Here is a 22,567-nt window from a genome sequence, read left to right on the forward strand (position 1 = left end):
GGTTTTGTAGAGCAGCGGCTCTCGTGATGGAGTCGCTGACTTTAATCCCAAAATCCTCAACATGAGCTACTGTCTCAATCCCCGGTGTCCAAAACCAGAAAACGCTGATAATATCAAGTTTTGCCAAACTTGCGGTTCCAAATTAATCCTCAAAGAACGCTACCGTGCTATCAAACCGATAGGACAAGGTGGTTTTGGCATCACTTTTTTGGCAGTGGATGAGGATAAACCTTCAAAACCGCGTTGTGTAATTAAACAATTTTACCCCCAAGCCCAAGGCACCAGCACCTTACAAAAAGCCGTTGAATTGTTTACCCAAGAAGCGATGCGCTTAGATGAATTGGGCAAACATCCGCAAATTCCCGAACTTTTAGCATATTTTACCCAAGACGATCGCCAGTTTCTCGTCCAAGAATTCATTGATGGGCAAAATCTAGCGCAGGAATCAGCCCAAAACGGCGCTTTCAACGAAACGCAGATACGGCAATTACTGAATGATTTATTATCAGTGTTGCAATTTTGTCATCAAAGACAAGTTATTCATCGCGATATTAAGCCAGAAAATATTATTCGACGATCCCCCCAACCCCCCTTAGAAAGGGGGGCAAGAGGGGATCTAGTTTTAGTAGATTTTGGTGCAGCTAAAATTGCTAGTAACGCAGCTTTAAATCAAACTGGTACAAGTATAGGCAGCCCGGAATATGTAGCACCAGAACAAATTAGAGGAAAAGCTATTTTTGCCAGCGATATTTACAGTTTGGGTGCAACTTGTATTAGATTGTTAACAGAGCGATCGCCTTTTGACTCCTATGATATCCACAACGATACTTGGATTTGGCGGCAATACCTAGAAACCCCCATAAACGATCAGTTAGGTAGAGTCCTGGATAAAATGCTAGAAAGCATCCCTGTGCGTCGCTACAAAACAGTAGATGAAGTTCTTAAAGATTTGAATCAACAGCCACATGTAGCTGCCAAATCAGCAAAACCCGTAATTCAGCCACTCCCAACTTCTCCACCTGCGGTTGTCATCAAACCCCGCAGCCAAATTGATTTTGAATTAGAAGAAATGAAATCACAATTTCTTGGGGGTAGCAAACCTCAAAAAAACATACAACCACCACCACAACCAACATCTCAACCTTCCAGCAAAAGCGAAATAGATGAAGAATTAGAAGAATTAAAAAAGAAATTTCTTGGGAATAATAATCCCTAAAATTACCAATGCCCCATGCCCAATGCCCCATGCCCAATGCCCAATGCCCAAAAAGAAAGTGACTCTGAAAAATTCAGAGTCACCCTCAAATCTCCAACCTGAACGTTTTAAAGTTTCACAAAATGTAGAGGTGTGAAAGCTTACTTAGTTTCAGCAATTGGCACCCATTCTGTGTGGAAGGTACCAGGTTTATCAGTACGCAAGTAAGTATGCGCTCCGAAGTAATCGCGTTGTGCTTGAGTGAGGTTTTGGGGTAGGCGATCGCGTCGATAGCTGTCAAAATAATCTAATGACGCACTAAATGCGGGTACGGGAATACCCAGTTTAGCTGCTGTCGCTAACACTTCACGCCAAGCTCCTTGTCTGTCAAGAATCGTCTGCTTGAATTCTGGAGCCAATAGCAAGTTAGGTAGTGCAGGATTTTCGTCAAAAGCTTTCTTAATTTTATTCAAGAATCCAGCACGAATAATACAGCCACCTTTCCAAATCCGCGCCATTTCACCTAAATTCAAGTTAAAATTATACGCTTTGGAAGCTGTGCTTAAAAGTGCCATGCCTTGAGCGTATGAGCAGATTTTAGAGCAATATAGAGCATCGCGCACCATATTGATAAAGTCTTTGGTCTGTCCGTCATACTTGCCAGTTGGACCTGTGAGAATCTTCGATGCAGCAACCCGCTCATCTTTAATCGAAGACATAATCCGTGCATTTACTGCCGCTGTGATTGTGGGAATAGCCACTCCTAATTCTAACGCAGTTTGCACAGTCCAGCGTCCTGTACCCTTCTGCCCTGCGGCGTCCACAATCAAATCCACCAAAGGTAGATTTGTATCTGGGTCAATGTAGGGGAAAATATTTGCTGTAATTTCAATCAAAAACGAGTTCAGTTCGTCAGTGGTGTTCCATTCAGCAAAAACTTCATGTAGCTGACTAGGGTCAAGACCGGCAGCATTTTTCAGCAAATCGTAAGCTTCAGCGATAAGTTGCATATCGCCGTACTCAATGCCGTTGTGTACCATTTTTACATAGTGACCGGCGCCACCAGGACCCACGTAAGTCACACAAGGACCATCATCAACTTGGGCGGCGATTTTCGTAAAAATTGGCGATAGATACTCATAGGAGCTTTCTGTACCTCCAGGCATGAGTGAAGGACCGTTTAGCGCTCCTTCTTCACCACCACTGACACCCATCCCAATAAACCGAAATCCGTCTGGTTCTAATTCTTTGGTGCGTCTTTCAGTATCTTCAAACCAAGAGTTACCACCGTCAATAATAATATCGCCTTCAGACAGCAGAGGTTTTAGCTGGGCAATTACTGCATCCACTGGTTTACCAGCTTGCACCATCACTAAAATTTTGCGGGGACGTTCAAGAGAGGCAACAAACTCTTCCAGGGTAAAAGCAGCTTTTACGTTCCTTCCTGGGGCACGCTGTGCCATGAAGGCATCGGTTTTCTCGCGTGAGCGGTTGTAAACTGCAATTGGGAAACCATTACGCTCGACATTCAGAGCGATGTTCTCACCCATAACGGCTAAACCAATCACACCAAAGCTTTGTAGGGTCATAAATTCTTTTGGCTAACTCTTGCAGATCCTTTCATCTTTAAGGGTAGTACGAGACTTTACCTTCTCTCCTAAAGAAGAGATTAAGAGTTCTTTAGGACTACAAAAATCCACACCTAATTATAGATAATTAATTTTAATTTGTATCCTACTCAACAATTTTACGGCAAAATTTGCAAAATGAAAGATGAGGAGTCACAAAGTTGTAGAGACGCGAAATTTCGCGTCTTTACAAGAGCCAGAAGAATCTGAACCATAAAACGATACAGTATTAAAGAGGTTTTGAATTTTTTTTCCCTGCCTCAAAGTAAGTTCGCTTTCATTAACGAGTCATACGCTAGTCTCATAGAAAGTATTCTGGCTTCTGGCTCCTGACTTCTGAATTCACAAGTCAAATGACACAGTAAGGAGTAACCACAAAATGCTGGCATATGTCCTAGCTTTGGCTGTCGGTCTTGGTAGTTTAGCCATTTATTTAGCGGCTTTCTTTTTCCCTGAAATCCATCGCAAGAATGATTTTATTTGGAGTGGTGTAGGATTTTTCTACGCTTTAGTATTATGGGTATTTGCCCGACGCATTACCGGGGGTCTTTTACTTGGTCATGTGGCTAGTGTCGCGCTTTTGGGTTGGTCGATAACGCAAACTCTGTCATTACGTCGGCAAGTGACACCAAAGACGCAACAAACCCCGATCCCCAGTCCTGAAGCGCTGGCAAATACTATTGAGAATCAAGCTTCTAATATCTCACTTCCACAGCGCCTTTCTCAAATCCCAAAAGGCATTGGTGGTGTTTTCTCTGGAGTTAAAGACAAGGCACAACAAACTTTAAGTAAAAAGACGCCTCAAACAACTTCTGCACCTACAAGTAAATCTCCTCTTGAGGTAGTTGACAAGCGATCGCCCATACCAGAACAAACTGTAACCACTCCCACAAGTTCTGACATCACTACAGAACAAGCTGTAACCACAGACACCGAAGCAAAAAACGAAATTGTACCCCAAGCAATTCCTCCTAACCCCCCTGCACCTGAATTAGTAGAAGCTGCAAAAGAAGCTGCTGCCGCTGAAGAAGCTGCTGTGACTGAATTAGCAAAAACTCCGGTTGAGGAAATTGCTCCTGATGCTGTACTTGCTCCCCCAGCAGAAGAACCAACAGATAAGCAACAACCAAGGAATTAGGTAATTTGTAGAGACGCGACGCCAGACGCTACAACGGAGGGAACCTCCGCAACGCGCTGGCTCAAATTTCGCGTCTCTACAAGAAGCGCTGAAGCGCTTACTACAGAATGCGTTACAATGTACTACAATTAAAATAAGTGGTATGTATTACCATAAACTCAATATTAGGAATCTTTCCTGCGGTAGAGATATCTGCTGGTGGTAAAGCATCCAAGTTGAAGACATTAGAAATTCTCATGGATAATAGTGAGAATCGAACTTTATTATTCTTTGAAAATCAGCACCGTGACAGAAACTGGAAGCTACAAAGATACTGTAAACCTGCCCAAAACTAACTTTGATATGCGGGCAAACGCTGTGAAGCGTGAACCGGAAATCCAAAAATTTTGGTCAGAAAACAAAATTTACGATCGCCTGTCTCAAGAAAACCCAGGCGAATTATTTATACTGCATGATGGACCACCCTACGCTAATGGTTCGCTGCATATTGGACATGCTTTAAATAAAATTCTCAAAGACATTATTAATCGCTATCAGTTGCTGCGTGGGCGTAAAGTTCGCTACGTTCCAGGTTGGGATTGTCACGGATTGCCGATTGAATTGAAAGTTTTGCAGAATATGAAATCGGCAGAACGGCAAAATTTGACATCTTTACAACTGCGACAAAAAGCGAAAGAATTTGCTTTAGCTACGGTAGATGACCAACGTCACAATTTTAAAGGTTATGGTGTTTGGGGCGATTGGGATCATCCTTATCTAACTTTGAATCCCGAATATGAAGCGGCGCAAATCGGTGTTTTCGGTGAGATGCTGTTAAAAGGCTACATCTATCGCGGTTTAAAACCTGTGCATTGGAGTCCCAGCTCTCAAACCGCTTTAGCTGAAGCTGAGTTGGAATATCCGGAAGGTCACACTTCCCGGAGTATCTATGCGGCTTTCAAGATGGTGAGTTTATCGGAAGCGGTGAAAGCGACATTGGGTGAGTTTTTGCCAGAATTAGGTGTGGCTATCTGGACGACAACACCTTGGACAATTCCGGGGAATTTAGCAGTAGCGTTAAATCCTGACCTCAATTATGCCGTGGTGGAAGTCGCAGAAACGCAAAGATATCTGATTGTGGCTGCTGATTTAGTAGAACGTTTATCGGCAACTTTGGGAAATGAGTTGACGGTGAAAGCCACAGTGAAAGGGAAAGATTTAGAACATTCTACTTACCGTCATCCGTTATACGATCGCCAAAGTCCGATTCTGATTGGGGGTGATTATGTCACTACTGAGTCCGGTACTGGCTTGGTACATACCGCACCCGGTCACGGTCAAGAAGACTACATCGTAGGTCAGCGTTACGGTTTGCCTATCCTCGCGCCAGTTGATGATTATGGTAATTTTACCTCGGAAGCGGGACAGTTTGCTGGGTTGAATGTGCTCGGTGATGGAAATCAAGCGGTGATTGATGCGTTGGCAGCTGCGGGTTCTTTGTTGAAAGAGGAAGCGTACCAGCATAAATATCCTTACGACTGGAGGACGAAAAAGCCGACGATTTTCCGCGCTACCGAACAATGGTTTGCTTCAGTAGAAGGATTTCGAGAAGAAGCATTGAAAGCGATCGCTTCGGTAAAATGGGTTCCCGCACAAGGAGAAAATCGCATCACACCAATGGTTGCGGAACGTTCTGATTGGTGTATTTCCCGTCAGCGCAGTTGGGGTGTACCAATTCCGGTTTTCTACGATGAAGCAACTAACGAACCATTGTTAAATGCAGAAACTATTGCTTACGTTCAAGCGATCGTTGCTGAAAAAGGTTCCGATGCTTGGTGGGAATTGTCGGTAGAAGAGTTATTGCCAGAACAGTATCGCCATAACGGTAAATCTTACCGGAAAGGTACTGATACAATGGATGTCTGGTTTGATTCTGGCTCATCTTGGGCAGCTGTTGCCAAGCAGCGTCCAGAATTGCGCTACCCTGCTGATATCTATCTGGAAGGTTCAGACCAACATCGCGGTTGGTTTCAGTCCAGTTTGCTTACCAGTGTCGCGGTTAATGGCATTGCACCTTACAAAACTGTGTTAACTCACGGTTTTACGTTGGACGAACAAGGACGCAAGCAGAGTAAATCTCTGGGCAATGTCATTGATCCAGCAGTCATTATCAAAGGTGGAAAAAATCAAAAAGAAGAACCACCCTATGGTGCTGACATTTTGCGTTTGTGGGTTTCGTCAGTAGATTATACCTCTGACCAGCGGATTGGGAAAAATACCCTCAAGCAACTTGCTGATGTGCGGCAAAAGATTCGCAATACGGCACGGTTTTTGTTAGGTAATTTGCACGACTTTGACCCAGACAAAGATACAGTACCCTTTGAAGAATTGCCAGAACTTGACCGTTACATGTTGCATCGGATGACGGAAGTGTTTAAGGAAGTGACGGAAGCGTTTGATAGTTTCCAATTCTTCCGCTTTTTCCAAACGGTGCAGAATTTCTGCGTGGTGGATTTATCCAACTTTTATTTAGATGCTGCCAAAGATAGATTGTACATCAGTGCGAGTGATGCTTTCCGGCGTCGCAGTTGTCAAACGGTGTTGCAGGTAGCTTTAGAAAATTTAGCACGAGCGATCGCACCAGTATTATCTCACATGGCAGAAGACATCTGGCAATATCTGCCTTATAAAACGCCTTATAAATCGGTGTTTGAAGCCGGTTGGGTGCAAGTAGACGAAAAGTGGCATAATCCAGAATTAGCTCAATTGTGGCAACAAATTCGGCAAATTCGCACTGATGTAAATAAGGTGTTAGATACTGCCAGAATGGAGAAAATGATTGGCGCTCCTTTGGAAGCGAAAATTTTGCTGTATGTGGCTTCTGAGCAATTACGGGTTTCTGTAAAAGCACTAAATCCAGACGTTGGTAATGGTGTAGATGAACTACGCTATTTGTTTATCACTTCCCAGGTGGAAGTGTTGGATACTCCCGAAGCATTGCAAGAGTTGAAATACAACTTGCAATCTGATGCATGGGGAATTGGGGTAGTGGATGCAGAAGGGCAAAAGTGCGATCGCTGCTGGAACTACTCCACTCATGTGGGAGAATCAACAGAGCATCCTTTAATTTGCGATCGGTGTGTTGCAGCTTTGGCTGGGAGATTTTAACAAATTGGCGTAATTCCCCACGGTTGCAAAATAACATAATAAAAGAACCCCACCCGCCTGTGGCACCCTCCCCGCTTGCGGGGAGGGTTGGGGAGGGGTTCTTCATGAATTATTGGTCATTGCCCAGACATCGTATTATTTGATATCATGTCCGTTTAATTAACAGTAATAAAAACGTCGCAACCGTGGTAGAGACGTTCCACCGGAACGTCTTTACATCATAAGTAATTTTCCGGACATGATATGAGTCTACTTTAGTAGACTTGTGCTATTAACCTTAGAATTTATTCTAAGGCGGGATATTGATGAAAAAGAGGGGGAAAGGGGTTAGAAACTCCTAATTTAAAGATTTTGCAACAACTCTTGAGTTAACTGAATAAACGCTTTCGATCCCGCTGAATTAGGACTAGTTAAAACAACAGGCATAAAACTATCAACAGCCTTAGCAACATTTACATCAACTGGTATTTGTGTCTTACAAATTTTTTCAGTACCAAAATCTTCGACAACGCGGTGCATTACTTGTTTGTAATATCTTCCATTAAGAATGTTGTTGCTTAACATACTGAATACAATTCCCAGCATTTTTATATTAATTTTTGCCTCATGTTCGTGACTATCTTTTAATTTAGCAATGCGTCTTTCCAGCAGTTGAATACCGACTATAGATAAAGGTTCTGGTTTCGCAGGAAGTATATAGAAGTCACTGCAAGCTAAAGCGCTACGAGTCAATAGATTATAGCCAGGAGCGCAATCCAAAAGGATAAAATCATATTCTTGCCGCACTGGTTCTAAAATTTTCCCCACCAAGACTCTTTCAAAGCGATTCCAAATAGTTTCAAAGTCTTGTTCTCCTAAAGTAATTGCTTGTTGATGTAGCATTTCCGAAATTACAAATTCATCATACAAGTCAATATCTCCGGGTAAGATATCGAGATTGGGAAGTTTACAAACGTCGGATTGAATAATATCGTAAATCCCTAGTTTTGGGTTTGGTTGTGGATTAATAATTTGGTCTATCAGATATCTAAATGTCCGTGATAGTTTGCGACGTTTGGCAAACTCCAGTGGTGACATCAGACTGAGTGTAGCGCTAATTTGACTATCTAAATCCAGGACAAGTACACGCTTATTGTGATTTTTTGCTAAACAAGTAGCCAAATTAACTGTGAGGGTGGTTTTGCCCACACCACCTTTCATATTTGCGGTTGCGATTACATATCCCATTAGTTAAGTCCTCTGATAAGGTATTTTATTTAGGTAGCGTACACGTTTAGTTATCAATTGAAAATTTTTGGTTAATTTAAGATTTGGCGACATTCCAAAAAGCGATTTTGGCGATTTTAACCACTTTAAGGCAGTCAGCATTATAGCAGTGAAAGGTGCATTGTTGGCGGGTAAGGGTACTTACTGCTGGTATATTCAGCTCCTACGCAAGCTGTCAATCGTATTTTACTCGCAGCAAAATAGAAATTTTTTACACACTGAGGGATTATGTAGATAAAATTGTATAGATGCATTCCTTGCCATGCTAGTATGACTGCCAACTATGCTTCAACTCTGCGAAATATTTTTCAAGCGATCGCTCCTCATAGTAGTGAATCAGACGTAGAAAAGAAGATTATAGCGCCACTGCTGCAAATTCTCGGTTACAGTCATACAGATTGGGAGCCTCAAGCTATAGTCGGCAAATCTAAACTTGACTTTTTGGTACTTCCACCAAGTTCAGCCATACCATACGCACCTTATTTAGTAATTGAGGCTAAAGCTGCCAATAAAAACATTGCTCATAATGTTTGGCAAATTAATAAATATATGCGTCAAACCGCAGCCATTCTGGGGCTTTTAACGAATGGCTATCAGTTTCGTTTACTTTATAATTACAATCAAAAACCTACGGTTCTTCTCGATTATTTTCAAAATGAATTTATCGAAAATTTTCACTTATTTGAAAAATTTTTATGTAAACAAACTTGCTTGGAAGTTTATCAAGAATTATATCAAAATGAACAGCAATTACGTTTCAAATTTATCAATTCAATTTATCAACTATTCCCGAAAGACAAAAATTTATCCAACGAAAGCAAAAAATATTTTGCAAGTGCTACAAAGCTTGAAAAAGCATCTTTAATCACTGAATCTAAAAAGGAACGTCAAGCAATGATTATTACTGTATGTGACATCTCCTACACTCAATCGGAGTACCGATTGAGTGTAGGAGATGTCACTTGATCATTGACCCCACACTTGAAAATAGCGGCTGAAACAACCAAAATACGTTCTTGGTTCTTGAGTGACGCTATTTTCATGATTGGTGGTGAGCGATCGCCGCGCATGGAGACTGCTCTCTAGCTTGAAAGAGGGGTGTAAGGGGGTGGGGTGTGGGGTGTAGGGGAAGAAACCTCTTTCATGCTTGGTGGTGAAACTTGTTTCATTGGGACTGCCTTCGTACTTCTGCCTTTCTTTGTAATTGAAGATGAGCTTCTAGCAACAAAATTGCACAACAGTCCAATTAATTTGGTACTTGTTAGAAAGGGTCAAAGCTAAACCAATCTGTTAATGCTACTTCCGTAAAGGTTTCTTTCTCAATTTTGCCTACCTTTTCTGGTTTTTCTTTCATTTGATCCTTCTGTAGGCTAATCTCATTTGGATCATCCTCGTATTCTGCCGGAAGATATAGATCAAGCTTTAGGAATGTTTTTAGATTTTCTAAAAGTTCAGGTAGGTCAAAGTACAGTGGATATATACTCCTAGCAGATTCAAAGAAGTAGCGCTTATTTGTTTGATCTGCAACAGTACGCCAGAGGGTAGAGGAAAGAAATGGATTCTCACCACCCTTAACACTTAAAGGTGTTGACAGATTACGAATCAATGAAAAAGCTCTAGCTATCTTTTCTTCATATGTCCATTTTTCTGTCCAAGAGCCTGCATCAATGTTTGTTAATTCACTCCTAGGATAACGTACTTTTGGCTCAGTGGTTTGTTCAGTTCTATCGCTGTAGAATGAGGCGCGGATAAATCGCATCTGAGTGCCATTCATCTGCGGATTCAAGTCTTTTACAGGAGGTTTTTTATGATCGTCAGGGTTTATAACATCATCCCATGAAAACTCTTGAGAATCCCAATTAATTTCTTCTTCAGCTTTTTTTCCAAAATTTTCTAAAATTTTTAATTGACCATCATACAAGGAGTTAGTCGCTACTTTGTACGAGTTAGTCAACACTTTATCCTCTGGCTTGTGGTATACCTTTAACTCGTAGTCTCCTCCTTCGCCTTGAATGTATTGAAAGATCGCCGAATCTCCGCTTTTATCTGACAGCACTAGATATAACGTAATATCAAGAGCTGTTCGCTGGGGGTACCCACGATATACCGCAATTTTATCTGTAAAAACACGAAACTTCTCCTCTTTTAAGCCGACTACAGCTTTTTCGACGGATTCGTATGTATCAAGCACATACTGTGCCAAACCAGAAATTGCTAAATAGGGCTTGTCAAGCTTGTCTTTAGGCCCATAATCAGCCGATGGTAGAAAAAGCGCATTAGCAACTAAGCCCTGGTCATTCATACCATCGGTCGTAGCAACTTCATAATTACATATCACAATGCTGCCATACTTGGGTTCCCACTCTAGTGCCTTTTGATTCCCCTTCATGCTGCCATCAGCACCTTTCCGTGTTATCTTGTTGGCGTCGGTTGAACGTGGTGACACCCATACACTTAAGGACATATCATAGTCACGCCAGTCCATAGAACGGACGGTAATAAATTCGCCCTCTTTAGGACTATAGATTATACGAGTACAACCGAGTAATACTAGTGGTATGATTCCAAAGTGTAAATCATTCATCAAATTATTCAATACTTGATGACTATTCCAGGATACTTGCGTGAGGTCACAGACCACTAGCGCAGCAATTCCAATCAGTAGAGACGATATAGCTAATGATAAAGCCCTGAAGTTAAGTTTCATACATTTATTTCCTTTGATATCAGCATCAAGTATTCATGCATCTTTGCTGATATCGCTGATAGCAAAGATACATGGATACTTGTTCGTTTGCATCGTGGGTTGACTTGCCAGACCTGAATCCATAGCTCACTTTTACACAGAAAGGCAGAGGGCAGAAGGTAAAAATTATTAAAATCATATGCGGGGTGGGAGTAGCCTTACAAGGGTAGGTATTTTTTATTTGGTGATTTTTTGACGATTCCAGCCAATGCTTAAATCTTGAAACGACCAAACCACGTTAATCACTTGAGAAAATTCTCAAGTATTATCGAGATTGCAAAAAACCTACCCTTGAAAGGTGGGAGTAGCGCCCACCAAAACCCAAAGCTCGCGGGAGAAAGTACCTCTCCAAAGCTACTGCCCTTGGGGATACTCCCCCCGGCAGACTTTGCAATAAAAATGTATTTTGAGAAGCGTAGCGCAAGAAATACGGCTTCCTTACTTTCATCCCACGTTTTTAAGCTTGGGTGCCTTCTGCCTCCTGCCTCCAGCAAAATATACTCAAGTAGTCAGTATTCTTGTGCCTGTGGAGCAAGTCTAGCCGAGGTAGCTTTATTTTTCATTTCATCTTTTAAGATGTCTCATATCAGTGCTGTTTGTAAAGTAACCCACAATACATTTGATACGGAATTTGCTTTATACACAGCTATAAGTAGCTTAAAAGCAGTACAGTTGTTGGTTATTGCATGTACCATCCGAAAATCGCCAGCCTTATTGTGACTAGAAGGATAACTTGTCTGCTGCGGACACGATAAGTAGTTACACATGGGGAGCAACGCGATTTGGTGAGGTCGGATAAAAAACGTGCGATCGCTAAAAACTAATTTCAGTATAATTAGGATATTTATTACAAATAATTACGTATTAATACTAATTGAAATTGGCTGATAATTTTAGGATATGAAGATGACTTGTTTTTTTGGGACAAAAAAAGGTAGGATTCCCGAATAGTAAAGGTTTTGATATCTGACATCAAAACAAGGGTGGGAAGATATTGAGAATTATGGCATCAGCAAGCAACAGTGGTTAGAAGAGTTTTTGGCATTACCAAACGGTATTCCATCTGATGACACCTTCCGTCGAGTATTTGAATTCATCGACCCAAACGATATTTGCGTCAGATTATAGCAGGGTAGCGGCACTTTAATTTATACAGACGGCAGTTGAATAGTTGTTGCAAATAAGCTTTGCAACCGCAATAAATTATTACCAATTTGGTAAAGTAAATCACCTTTACCCAAGAGAGATGCAGCTGCTGTTTGTGTACCACCTAAGACAATTTTTGAATCTGCTTCGCTAGCTGTTCGCAAAGCAACTCTTCCGGGAAGATTTGAGCGAATTAAGGGAGTAACAACTTTAGCTTCAGGACGTTGCGTGGCAATAATTAGATGAATACCTGCGGCTCTTGCTTTTGCACCCAATCGTTTGATACTTTGTTCTAGTGCGGTGCGAATTTCTTTTTCTGCCATAAAGTCGGCATATTCATCAAAGATGCAGACAATGCGAGGCAAAAGCTGACGGGAAGGTTGATTGTAACCATTCAAATCAGCGCATCCAGCTTTTTCAAATCGCTGATAACGTGATTCCATTTCTGCCACTAGTTCATCCATCAATTCAATAGCGCGATCGCTTTCTTTGACAATTGGTGAATACAACCACGGTATCTGCTCAAATTCGGGAAAGGTGACACGTTTGGGATCGACAAGGGCAATTTTGAGGTTTTGCGGGGAATGACGAACCAGGAGACTCAGGAGAAGCGATCGCAAAAATTCACTCTTCCCGCTACCAGTTGTACCCCCAACCAAAAAATGACAAGTATTCGGATCGGATAAATCAGCTTCTACCAACTGCCCTTCTAAATTCACCCCAAGGGCAATTTTTACAGGTGCGGTTGAGGGCAAAAATTGATGTTGAACATACTCCTCAAACTTAGCAACTTGCCTATCTAAACGAGGCAAATCAACACTAACATATCCAGCTTGAGGAGAAATCAACGGCGGATTAGCTAACCCCAACTGTACTTGCAAATCGGCAGATAACCTCAGTAGAGAACTAACTTTAACACCTAAATGAGGTTTCAGTTTAACTCTGATGAAACTAGGAGCAACAGCCGCACCGTGGTAATCTACACCAATATTAAAAGATTGCAAAGTAGTAACTAATTCTTCACCTATAGCATCGGCATTGAATGATTGCTGATGCTTTTTTGCGGTGTGAGAAACCTGTTCTTCCTGTTTATTAAAAGATTCCTCAAATTCTTCTACAAAGTAACTTTGACACTTTTGCTGCTGCGGACAAATTTCGCACAAATGAGGCTGGGTTGTGGTTGGTGGTGAATTAGGTAATGGTGGTTCCCAAGTCAGCCATTGCTGCATTTGTTGTAACTTATAAGGAATCAACTGATGTACAGTATTTTCTAGCTGTTCCCAAGAATAGTGATACTCTTTAAATTCTGGCAAAACACAGTAAACCGCTGAGTCAACAGCTACCTTTTTCTTTTGCCAAAGCATATAACTATAAAGAGCAACTTGGGCTAATTGCGCTGATGGATCGGCTGGCAGATAGGTTTTAAACTCTACCACACATAAGCGCTTTTTTTCAAAGTTGAAGACTAAACAATCAAATTCTCCCGCTACCCGTTGTTGTGTACCGTCAGCTAGATTAAAGTAATGTTCAAGTTTGCGTTCTTCAGAGACAAAAGTGTTAGCAATAACTGTTTCTGCATTGCAAAAACGCCGATTAATTACTAACAATTCCGCAAAGCGTCGGATTAGTCCTTGTAATCCCTGCCAAAGTTTGTAAAGTGCTGGTGCTTGGCTGGGATTTTTTTTAGCTTGTTGCAGGTAAGAGGAGAACTTTATTTCATAAAAAAGCTGTTGCATACTAGAGGCAATTTCCTCTACCTGCAACTGGGTTGCGGGTGGTTTAAACAACTCTTTAAATCGCGGTTCAAGAGTGGCTAACTTGATAAATTCATTTGCTAATTGATGAAATATGTTCCCAATACCTATTGCGGTATCTCGTGGGAGAAATAAGGTATTACCCCCAAAGTGTTGCTTCAAATAAAACAGACGCGGGCATTCAAATGCAACTCGGACTTTAGTAACATTTAAAGATGAATTTTCAGATGTTTCTGTTAATGGCTTTGAGTCATTAGATATCATATTAAAAATATTATTTACAGCATTGGGATTAGATATTTCTAATAAGCGACGATGCACAGCAGCCAAATAAACTGTATCCATTGCCGCATATTGTAGCTGCTTTTGGCTGAGAGGACGCTTTCCCCAGTCGCTTGCTTGTTCTTCTTTATCTACATTAGAAAAGTTGCAAAGTTCTCCTGCTAAGGTTTTAAGTTGTAAGTTCGTTACTTGTAATACTTCACGAGTTATTTTTCTGGCTATTTTTAAAGTACAGGTAACATTTTGTGCTAGCTGTCCCCCCAGATATTTTAAATCAAAGCTGGCATTATGAAATAGTTTTTCTATTTGAGGATTAACCATGATTTGGTTAATAAAATATGCTGCCAAATCAGGTTTATCTAAGACATCAAGAATGTAAGCATACTCACTTGTAAAGTTTGTTGGAGCAGCCAAAACCTGAATTAGCGACAATCTGGGATAGGAAGTATTCCAGTCAGCGATTTCGGTATCTAACCAGAGGGTTTTAGCCAAAGTGAATTTAGCAATTTGCGCTCGAATTTCAGTAGCTTCTGTCAAATATTGCATTTGCTAAAATTTCAACTATTTTGTATTAAAGATTATTTTGTAGTGACTAAACAAATTAATTGGTCTTCTGGCTTGGCTTTAGGATCAAAATATTCTACCTTTTGCTCTTGACATAGTTCTTGAATCAAATTTTCCATTTCCGATTCATTTACTAGAGAAAATTTTGCCTTAGTCTCTTTAATTAAAGTTGGTAATCCTATGAAACTTTGGGTTTTTACTAGATTCAGCATCAAATTTTTAACTGGTTGTAAATCGGGTTTACCGTTACCATTGTCTTTTTCTTCACTTGTTGGATAAACCATTTTTAATTCCTGCAATAAAGTACACTTTTGCAAAATGTTGCACTCGCGGGTTAAAGTTTGTAATTCTTGCAAAGTAATAGTTTTGCCTGCAAGCACCAATTCATTAGCAAGTGCAGAATTTACAAAGCTGTGGTATGTCGGTAAGTAGCAAACAGAAGGCAGATCCGGCTTGATATGATGATGATTAGTAAATGTGAAAATTTTTCTGTAGAGTTGATTGCCGACATTCTGTTTGTTTCCTAAATTTCCAGCGCGAATTAAGTACAAAGTTTGACAGAGATTTTGCTGAATTGCTGTTTGGCAAGCATTCATAATATTGAAAAAGGTCTGCATGTTTGATTCTTCTGCCCAAACTACGCCTACTCGTTGCAGTTTCCCAGACTGTTGATAACTCAAAGAATTATTGGCGTATTTTCCACTTATGAGTTTGGTCTTAATTTCCTGTACTTGTAATGCCTCTAAAGCTTCTTGCAACATCCGAATTAAATCGGGTGCAGGTAAAAGAGCTCTCTTAGTATATTTGCCCTGAACTTTTTGATATTCCTGCTGCCATAGCAATTCAAATTCTGCTTTAATTTTCTCCCAAGGAGGTGGCGGAATTTCACCCTTTAACCATTTTGGCTTAGGGGGTTGTTTATCTCTGAATACCCATTCTTTATAATCCTGGTATAATTGTTTCCCTAGATTCAGAAAATCGCGGGGTGTAGCTTTGCGGCTAAGGAATGCGTTTTCTAACATTTGCCGATTTAATGGGTAAATTGGGGAAGTAGGTTTGGGGTTAGCTTGATTGTGCAGGGGATAGAGTCGAGTAGCTAAGAGGGCTTCGCCTTGTTCCAGCGTGATACGTTTTAATGGAATTCTGATAGTAGCTCTATCTATGTCAGAGGGATGAACTCGCTTATAATTGTTGTGCCAGTCCTCTGTCCTGATGCTGATGATAATTAGTAAATTTTTCCACTTACCGTTATGAATCGTAGAGTTGATATTGAATAAAGCTTGTAGATCAGTAGAGCCATCTGGTAAACGAGCAATGTTCTCTAACTGATCGAAACACAACACAATCGGCTGAGTTTTCGCAGAAATTTTGCTAAAGTTGCCCAAGATACCCTGCGCTTTGTCTTCATCATCAATTGATTGCTTAACTCTTAATTTTTTAAGACTAACTTCATCTAAATCATCTCCTTTCAACCATTCACAAGCTAAAAAGTACAAATCTGGATTAGTCAGGTCATAAAGAACCCCAAAGAATTCATTAGCATTATAAATTCCTGTGGTGCCAATGGTTTTTTTAAGAATGTCAATGAATACTTGGCGATCGCGTTCAGCGTCTGTTTTCCCAAAAAAGCCTTTAATTTTACCAATAAATTTTTGTTGATCGCTTTTTAACTGCTTCTGAATCGTAGAAAAGCAGCTTTTGAGCCAAAGGATTAATTGAGAATCTGCTTGTCCTGCTGGAGCATTAACTAGGCTATCAACAGTATGACGTAATACGTGCTGCCAGATATAGTCGCTCTGTGGAAACGGACCAATATATGCAAAAAAAGCTTGATTGTTTAGCTCTTCTTTCAACTGACCCATAAAATGAGTCTTTCCCGATCCAGAATCACCATAGAGAATTAAACTACGGGTTTGATGGTCTTGGGAAATCTGTCCAATTACACTTTTGATTTGGGTTAATTCTTTTTGATGAATAGATTCAACTGTAGGAAATGGCTGCTGCTCTTCCCAAAAGTTACCTGCTACTGAGTTATCGAATGGATTAAGCGATTGTATAATAAGTTTATCAATTTCTGCCATGCTGAAATACCTGCTAAAAATGAAAGTTACTTGCTCGTAATTTAGATGTAAATTGTTAGATTGTTGTAATGAAAAACAACGAACCACCGCTAAATTGGGGAATTCCCGCTTCAACTTGCTCAGGTGTATAATCACCTGGTTCTGCCAACTTACTTAATTCAATTTGGTCGCTTTCTTCTAGACGATAAAGCGCTTTATCTAATTCTTCCCGTGAAAGCGGTGGTTGTAACTTTTGCCGCAGATGAAAAATTGGCAAATAATTGTCACTACCCAGTTCCCGATCTAATTTCTGGATAGTTTGTAAAATTTCTTCATCAGTGAGATTACTAATTGTTACAGCAGCAGACTCTACACTGATAGGTGCTGAAGTAGATACTGGTTCTGGCTTATTGGGCAAAGTTTTCCGCAAAAAGCGCAGATAATTACTCAGTAGCTCTAAGCTGATGACAGGGTTAGAGCCTTTGTTAGGACTGTAATCATCCCGCAAATATTCAATTCCGCGTTCAGTCAGCCAAACCTCAGGTTTACTCTTTTTGATTTTGAGTTCAGCTTCAATTAATCCGCGATCGCTTAAACTTTTTAAGATGGCATCTCGTTCAGCAGCTTTGGGTGAGGTGATTTCGCTGGGGGTGATTTTTCCCGAAGCTTTACTTATCTTCTCCAGCACCTTCAGTTCTTTGTCTGCGATCGCCACTTTTGTCGGCTCTTGCAATAAAGCTCTACCTGGTGGTAAAATCTTAACTGCGGCAATCTCGCGGGAATAATCTACTAATTCGCGATCGCCTAAATCTCGACAAATTTTGTCTTTACCTTTAAAACTGCTAAAGATGTTGGCACTTAAAGTTGACCGATAATCGGCACATCCCAACAACTTCAGTAAGAACTTTAATTCGTTAGTATCCATGCGGGTAATCTTGCCTAAATCTGAATCAGCACTACTGTAGCCCGAACCGGAATAATTTACACATTCTTTTATCCTAGCTAGAATTAATGCGAACATGCATTGAGCCGGGAGCAAATCAGGTCGTTTTTTGTACCCTACTTCGTGCTCTTACGAGTATGCGATCGCATCATCCCCGCAACCGAAAGCGCTACACTAAGGACATCCTCCAAAAGTTCTCAAATCCTTATGCCTCGTTGGTTTAATACCGCAGGTCCTTGTAAAGCCGACATTCACTACATGCTACCCCCAACTGTTAGGTTGCCTTCTTTGGAGCGACTAATTGCCCAAGAAAGCTATTTTGTCATCCACGCTCCTCGGCAAACTGGTAAAACCACGGCAATGATGGCATTAGCGAAACAACTTACGGAAAGCGGCAGCTACGCGGCAGTCATGGTATCTGCGGAAGTAGGTGCTCCCTTTAGTGATGATCCAGGAAAAGCCGAATTAGCAATTCTTGGTGCTTGGCGTGATACAATTGCAGTCTACTTACCTCCTGAGTTACAACCACCTGTTTGGTCCCAAGGGGAGGCAGGACAAAGAATTCGAGCTAATTTACAGGCATGGGCGCAAGCAACACCTAGACCTTTAGTTCTGTTTATTGATGAAATCGACTCTTTACAGGATGAAGCGCTGATTTCGATTTTGCGACAGTTACGTGATGGTTATCGCAGTCGTCCGAAAAACTTTCCCTTATCTGTCGGGTTAATCGGTTTACGAGATGTGCGGGATTATAAGGTTGCTTCTGGGGGGAGCGATAGATTAAATACAGCCAGTCCCTTTAATATCAAAGTCCGCTCCCTAACTTTGAGAGATTTTAATGCGATGGAGGTAGCGCAACTATACCAACAACACACCGACGACACGGGACAAGTTTTTACCCCTGAGGCAATCGAGACAGCATTTTACTTGACTCAGGGACAACCTTGGTTAGTAAATGCCCTTGCTAAAGAAGTTGTCGAAGAAATGGTAACGGATACTGCGATCGCAATTACACCTGAGCATATTCACGAAGCTAAAGAAGTGCTAATTAAAAGGCAAGATACTCATCTTGATTCCCTAGCTGAAAGACTGCGAGAACCGAGAGTAAAGGCAATTATTGAACCGATACTTGCAGGTTTAGAACTAGGGAATGTGCCTAATGATGATATCCAGTTTGTTATCGACCTGGGTTTATGTAAAATGGACCCCTTGGGAGGACTTGCGATCGCTAATCCGATTTACCGCGAGGTTTTACCTAGAGTATTAACGGTGACACCGATGGCTTCTTTGCCTCAAATCGCACCTACTTGGTTAACTAAGTCAGGTGAGTTAAATACAGATGACTTATTAAAGGCGTTTTTAGCATTTTGGCGGCAGCATGGTGAACCATTACTTGGTAGTGCATCTTATCATGAGATTGCCCCTCATTTGGTGTTAATGGCATTTTTGCATCGTGTGGTGAATGGGGGTGGAACTCTGGAACGGGAATATGCAATTGGACGCGATCGCATGGATTTGTGTCTCAGATATGGGAATATAACATTGGGAATTGAGTTAAAAGCTTGGCGAGATAAAAGGGGAGATCCAATGGAATCAGGCATTGAGCAGTTAGATTCCTATTTGGCAAGGTTGGGGGTAAATTTTGGTTGGTTGATTGTTTTCGATTTACGTGCCAAGGCTTTGCCCATTGAGGAGCGATTAACAAGTGAAGTTACAACTACAAAAAATGGGCGTTCTGTGACTATTGTTCGGGCATAATACACATTCTGCACTTCATCCCCTTACACTCCGCACCAAATCAAAAGCCTTACCCCGCAACCCAACCGGCAACATAGACAACCCCAACCCAGTCCAAGCTTTAACAGTAGAAAAAGACTTTCCTGCTAAAACTAACTCTCTTCCTTTTTGCGTTTCACCTGTTTCAATCAACCGTAAACCTAACAATAATTGCGTCTCATAAAGCTTGTTTTGTCTAATTCTTTCCAACTTTTCGGAATCAAATTTATAATTTTCTAAATATCCTATTTTATCAGTTAAATAACGAATTCCGCGATTAATACCTTGCTGTTCAGCGTGAACGCGATATTCCATCAACAATTCTGGTAAATAATAACCCTTTTTCCCAGCCAAAGCTAACCGCACAAACAAATCATTATCTTCACAGTTTTGCATATTAGGCAGCATATATCCCAATTCTTGCAAAATTTGGCGACGAAATAAACTTGCACCAATTTGAAAGCTTTGTTTAACAAACACAACTTCCAACAAATTATCGACAATACCCTCCGATAAACTTTTTCTTCCCCAAAAACGAGAATTTTCTTGAGTTTTCGCTTCATCCCTGACATTATTAATATCAATTATCCAGTGATCGGTACCAACAAAACTAATACTGGAATCTTGATCAAGAATTGCGACAGTACGCGCTAAAAAATCTGAAGTTAGCCGATCATCATCATCAAATTTCATAAAATATTCGCCTGTTGCAGCTTCAAAGCCAGAGCGCATATTATTGCTTTTACCAATATTTTGCGGATGACGAATATATTTAATTCGGCTATCTGTATACAGTGACATCAACTCAGGTGTGCTATCAACAGAACCGTCATCACAGATAATTAATTCAAAGTCTTGATAAGACTGCTTGAGTACACTTTCAATTGCGAAAGGCAGTAAATTAACTCGATTAAAAGTGGCAATGGAAACAGTAACTTTAGGCATATTTTATAAAATTAATATTGACGACAGTAAAAATACTGTTTTTGAATTTGCTTTCTTCATACCGTTATTAGCCCACGTAGGTGGGCTTTGTTTTTGTAGCCCCAGGCTTCTAGCCTGAGGGCAATAAAGCGCAACTTCACACAGAATTGGTATCAGTATTTTATTCAAATTAGAAATAGCTGACAACAATTATATCGGTATAATTCTGATGACATAAACTATTGACTAAGGTCATTGTATATATATCATCCCTGTACTTGGTATTATTCCCAATTATCAGCTTTTATGAACATCTTAATGCTATCTTCGACATTTCCCTATCCACCAACACGGGGGGGAACCCAGGTAAGGACGTTTAATTTACTCAAGTATCTCAGTCAACATCATGCTATTACATTAGTGACCCAACGCGATCGCCATATCACAGATGCAGAAATAGCCGAATTGCGGGATTGTGTCGATAATCTCGTCGTTTTTGATCGTCCCGCCGATTCTGGCACTGCCACAGGTATACTAAAAAAAATCCAGCGTTTCAGCACATTTCTCTATCAAGGGACACCTCCGAGTGTCTTAAACCGCTACTCAGTTGAGATGCAAAACTGGATTGATAACTTTGTAGAAGCAGGGAAATGTGATGTAATTACCTGCGAACATAGCGTTAATGAAATTTATATTCGTCCTCAATTTCAGAAACAGGTGCGGACTTTAGTTGATGTTCATAGTTCTGTTTACGGCACTTGTCTTAATCAACTAGAAAATGGCATTTCTGAAAATAAACTCAGAGACAAAATTAATTTACCGCTCTTGCGTCGTTATGAACAAAATTACTGCTCCAAATTTTCGGTAATTGTAGCGACAACTGAAGAAGATAAAATTCAATTACAAAAATTTGTGCCAAATACGGAAATTAAAGTTATTCCTAATGGTGTAGATTTAGTTTCCTTCCCCAATCGCATCACCGATCCGGGGGGACATCGTTTAATTTTTATCGGTGCAATGGATAACTTACCAAACATTGATGCTGTTTGCTTTTTTAGTAACGAAGTTTTACCAGAAATTCAAAAACGTTACCCAAATACAACTTTTGATATTGTTGGTTCTCATCCGACACCGGAAGTTTTAGCACTGAAGGATAAACCAGGAATTACTGTTACTGGGCGCGTACCTTCGATGGTAGAATACTTACATCAAGCCACAATCTGCGTTGTGTCAATGCGGACGGGGTTTGGCATTAAAAATAAAACTTTAGAAGCAATGGCAGCAGGTGTGCCGATAGTGGCAAGCGATCGCGGTTTAGAAGGGCTAGCGGTAGATGATTTCAGTGTACCATTACGCGCATTACGGGCAAATAATCCAGCAGAATACGTCACCGTTATTAGTCAACTATTTGATAGTCCACAACTGCGAAACGAATTATCTCGCAACGCTAGACAACTAGTAGAAACTCAATTCACTTGGGAAACTGCCGGTAAACTTTATGAACAAGTTTGTCTTGGGAGTAATAGGTAATCGACCAAATTTAAATATGCATTATCCAGAACGTTTGTAAAGACGTAGCAGTGCTACGTCTCTACAAGGGTTGTGGACAAAGCATAGTTCATTTTCAACTTCTACAGCAGATTCCTTTGTTATGAGGTACATAATAGCCCCCTCATCGCTTGCGGGGAGGGGGTTGGGGGTGGGGTTCTTGTACCTCATGACACCGGGAAGTGCTGTAGGGTTGCACTTCGATGCAATACAAACCTAACCCCCAACCCCTTCCCTATTCCGGGAAGGCAGGGTGGTTTCATACAAACAGAGAAAAATGACAATACTTATGGGAGGCGATCGTAAATTGACAATCTGGAAGTATGAACAATCTGATCGAACAATTGCAGCAAGTCCCAGACTATAGGCACATCCGGGGACGAAGACATGAATTATGGTTAGTAGTATTGCTCATATTGCTGGGAGCAATGACTGGGTATTGGGGCTACC

Annotated in this window: 15 protein-coding genes and 1 pseudogene; 8 read left to right on the forward strand and 8 right to left on the reverse strand. The window is 40.9% G+C overall.

All coding sequences use genetic code 11. The features are described from left to right. The first annotated feature begins 61 nt into the window (after positions 1–61). Both TOL9009_RS0109395 and TOL9009_RS47090 read left to right on the forward strand, forming a co-directional pair. On the forward strand, positions 62–1,216 hold the full coding sequence (locus tag TOL9009_RS0109395) for a serine/threonine-protein kinase (RefSeq protein WP_029632575.1): 1,155 nt from the start codon (positions 62–64) through the stop codon (positions 1,214–1,216). Next, positions 1,197–1,352, forward strand: a complete 156-nt coding sequence (locus TOL9009_RS47090; protein ID WP_186227521.1) for a hypothetical protein — start codon at positions 1,197–1,199, stop codon at positions 1,350–1,352. Before TOL9009_RS0109395 ends, TOL9009_RS47090 begins: the two co-directional genes overlap by 20 nt. Positions 1,353–1,356: 4 nt before the next feature. On the opposite strand, the gene gndA is transcribed toward TOL9009_RS47090, so the two are convergent. Beyond that, positions 1,357–2,784 carry an NADP-dependent phosphogluconate dehydrogenase gene (gene gndA / locus TOL9009_RS0109400; RefSeq protein WP_029632576.1) on the reverse strand — a complete coding sequence of 476 codons (1,428 nt, stop codon included), beginning with the start codon at positions 2,782–2,784 and terminating at the stop codon, positions 1,357–1,359. 418 nt (positions 2,785–3,202) lie between these two features. On the opposite strand from gndA, the gene TOL9009_RS0109405 reads away from it, so the two are divergent. Further along, a complete protein-coding gene (locus tag TOL9009_RS0109405) occupies positions 3,203–3,961 on the forward strand; it encodes a Ycf66 family protein (RefSeq protein ID WP_029632577.1) in 759 nt (252 codons plus the stop codon). Between the two features lie 112 nt (positions 3,962–4,073). Here the strand turns inward: TOL9009_RS0109405 and TOL9009_RS49185 are convergent, their stop codons facing one another. Beyond that, entirely contained in the window at positions 4,074–4,199 is a 126-nt protein-coding gene (locus tag TOL9009_RS49185; RefSeq protein WP_260675873.1) for a hypothetical protein, read from the reverse strand. A 47-nt stretch (positions 4,200–4,246) separates the two neighbouring features. On the opposite strand from TOL9009_RS49185, the gene ileS reads away from it, so the two are divergent. After that, a complete protein-coding gene (ileS, locus tag TOL9009_RS0109410) occupies positions 4,247–7,108 on the forward strand; it encodes an isoleucine--tRNA ligase (RefSeq protein ID WP_029632578.1) in 2,862 nt (953 codons plus the stop codon). A 342-nt stretch (positions 7,109–7,450) separates the two neighbouring features. Here the strand turns inward: ileS and TOL9009_RS0109415 are convergent, their stop codons facing one another. Next, complete coding sequence (locus TOL9009_RS0109415; RefSeq protein WP_029632579.1) at positions 7,451–8,335, reverse strand: ParA family protein; 885 nt, start codon at positions 8,333–8,335, stop codon at positions 7,451–7,453. A gap of 309 nt (positions 8,336–8,644) precedes the next feature. Between TOL9009_RS0109415 and TOL9009_RS38695 the strand changes: the two genes are divergently transcribed. Further along, positions 8,645–9,340 carry a type I restriction enzyme HsdR N-terminal domain-containing protein gene (locus TOL9009_RS38695; protein WP_051502855.1) on the forward strand — a complete coding sequence of 232 codons (696 nt, stop codon included), beginning with the start codon at positions 8,645–8,647 and terminating at the stop codon, positions 9,338–9,340. Between the two features lie 295 nt (positions 9,341–9,635). Here the strand turns inward: TOL9009_RS38695 and TOL9009_RS0109425 are convergent, their stop codons facing one another. Next, positions 9,636–11,081, reverse strand: a complete 1,446-nt coding sequence (locus tag TOL9009_RS0109425; RefSeq protein WP_029632580.1) for a linear amide C-N hydrolase — start codon at positions 11,079–11,081, stop codon at positions 9,636–9,638. A gap of 1,017 nt (positions 11,082–12,098) precedes the next feature. On the opposite strand from TOL9009_RS0109425, the pseudogene TOL9009_RS43265 reads away from it, so the two are divergent. Continuing rightward, a pseudogene (locus tag TOL9009_RS43265) lies at positions 12,099–12,224 on the forward strand (transposase family protein); the annotation flags it as partial. Positions 12,225–12,268: 44 nt separating this feature from the next. Here TOL9009_RS43265 and TOL9009_RS0109435 read toward each other — a convergent pair. From TOL9009_RS0109435 to TOL9009_RS0109445, 3 genes are read right to left on the reverse strand one after another with little or no spacing between them, the layout of a single operon-like run. After that, positions 12,269–14,848, reverse strand: a complete 2,580-nt coding sequence (locus TOL9009_RS0109435) for a DNA translocase FtsK (protein ID WP_029632582.1) — start codon at positions 14,846–14,848, stop codon at positions 12,269–12,271. A 32-nt stretch (positions 14,849–14,880) separates the two neighbouring features. Then, positions 14,881–16,947: an ATP-binding protein gene (locus tag TOL9009_RS0109440; protein WP_029632583.1), complete on the reverse strand. Its 2,067-nt coding sequence runs from the start codon at positions 16,945–16,947 to the stop codon at positions 14,881–14,883. 55 nt (positions 16,948–17,002) lie between these two features. Further along, positions 17,003–17,851 (reverse strand): hypothetical protein, encoded by an 849-nt coding sequence (locus TOL9009_RS0109445; RefSeq protein WP_029632584.1) that lies wholly within the window; start codon positions 17,849–17,851, stop codon positions 17,003–17,005. Positions 17,852–18,076: 225 nt separating this feature from the next. On the opposite strand from TOL9009_RS0109445, the gene TOL9009_RS0109450 reads away from it, so the two are divergent. Next, positions 18,077–19,627, forward strand: coding sequence for an ATP-binding protein (locus tag TOL9009_RS0109450; protein ID WP_029632585.1), 1,551 nt, complete (start codon positions 18,077–18,079; stop codon positions 19,625–19,627). Positions 19,628–19,642: 15 nt separating this feature from the next. Here the strand turns inward: TOL9009_RS0109450 and TOL9009_RS0109455 are convergent, their stop codons facing one another. Then, entirely contained in the window at positions 19,643–20,590 is a 948-nt protein-coding gene (locus TOL9009_RS0109455) for a glycosyltransferase family 2 protein (protein ID WP_029632586.1), read from the reverse strand. A gap of 285 nt (positions 20,591–20,875) precedes the next feature. On the opposite strand from TOL9009_RS0109455, the gene TOL9009_RS0109460 reads away from it, so the two are divergent. Beyond that, positions 20,876–22,099, forward strand: a complete 1,224-nt coding sequence (locus tag TOL9009_RS0109460) for a glycosyltransferase family 4 protein (protein ID WP_029632587.1) — start codon at positions 20,876–20,878, stop codon at positions 22,097–22,099. Positions 22,100–22,567 lie beyond the last annotated feature (468 nt).

The sequence above is a fragment of the [Scytonema hofmanni] UTEX 2349 genome (genome assembly GCF_000582685.1).
Taxonomy (GTDB): domain Bacteria; phylum Cyanobacteriota; class Cyanobacteriia; order Cyanobacteriales; family Nostocaceae; genus Hassallia; species Hassallia hofmanni.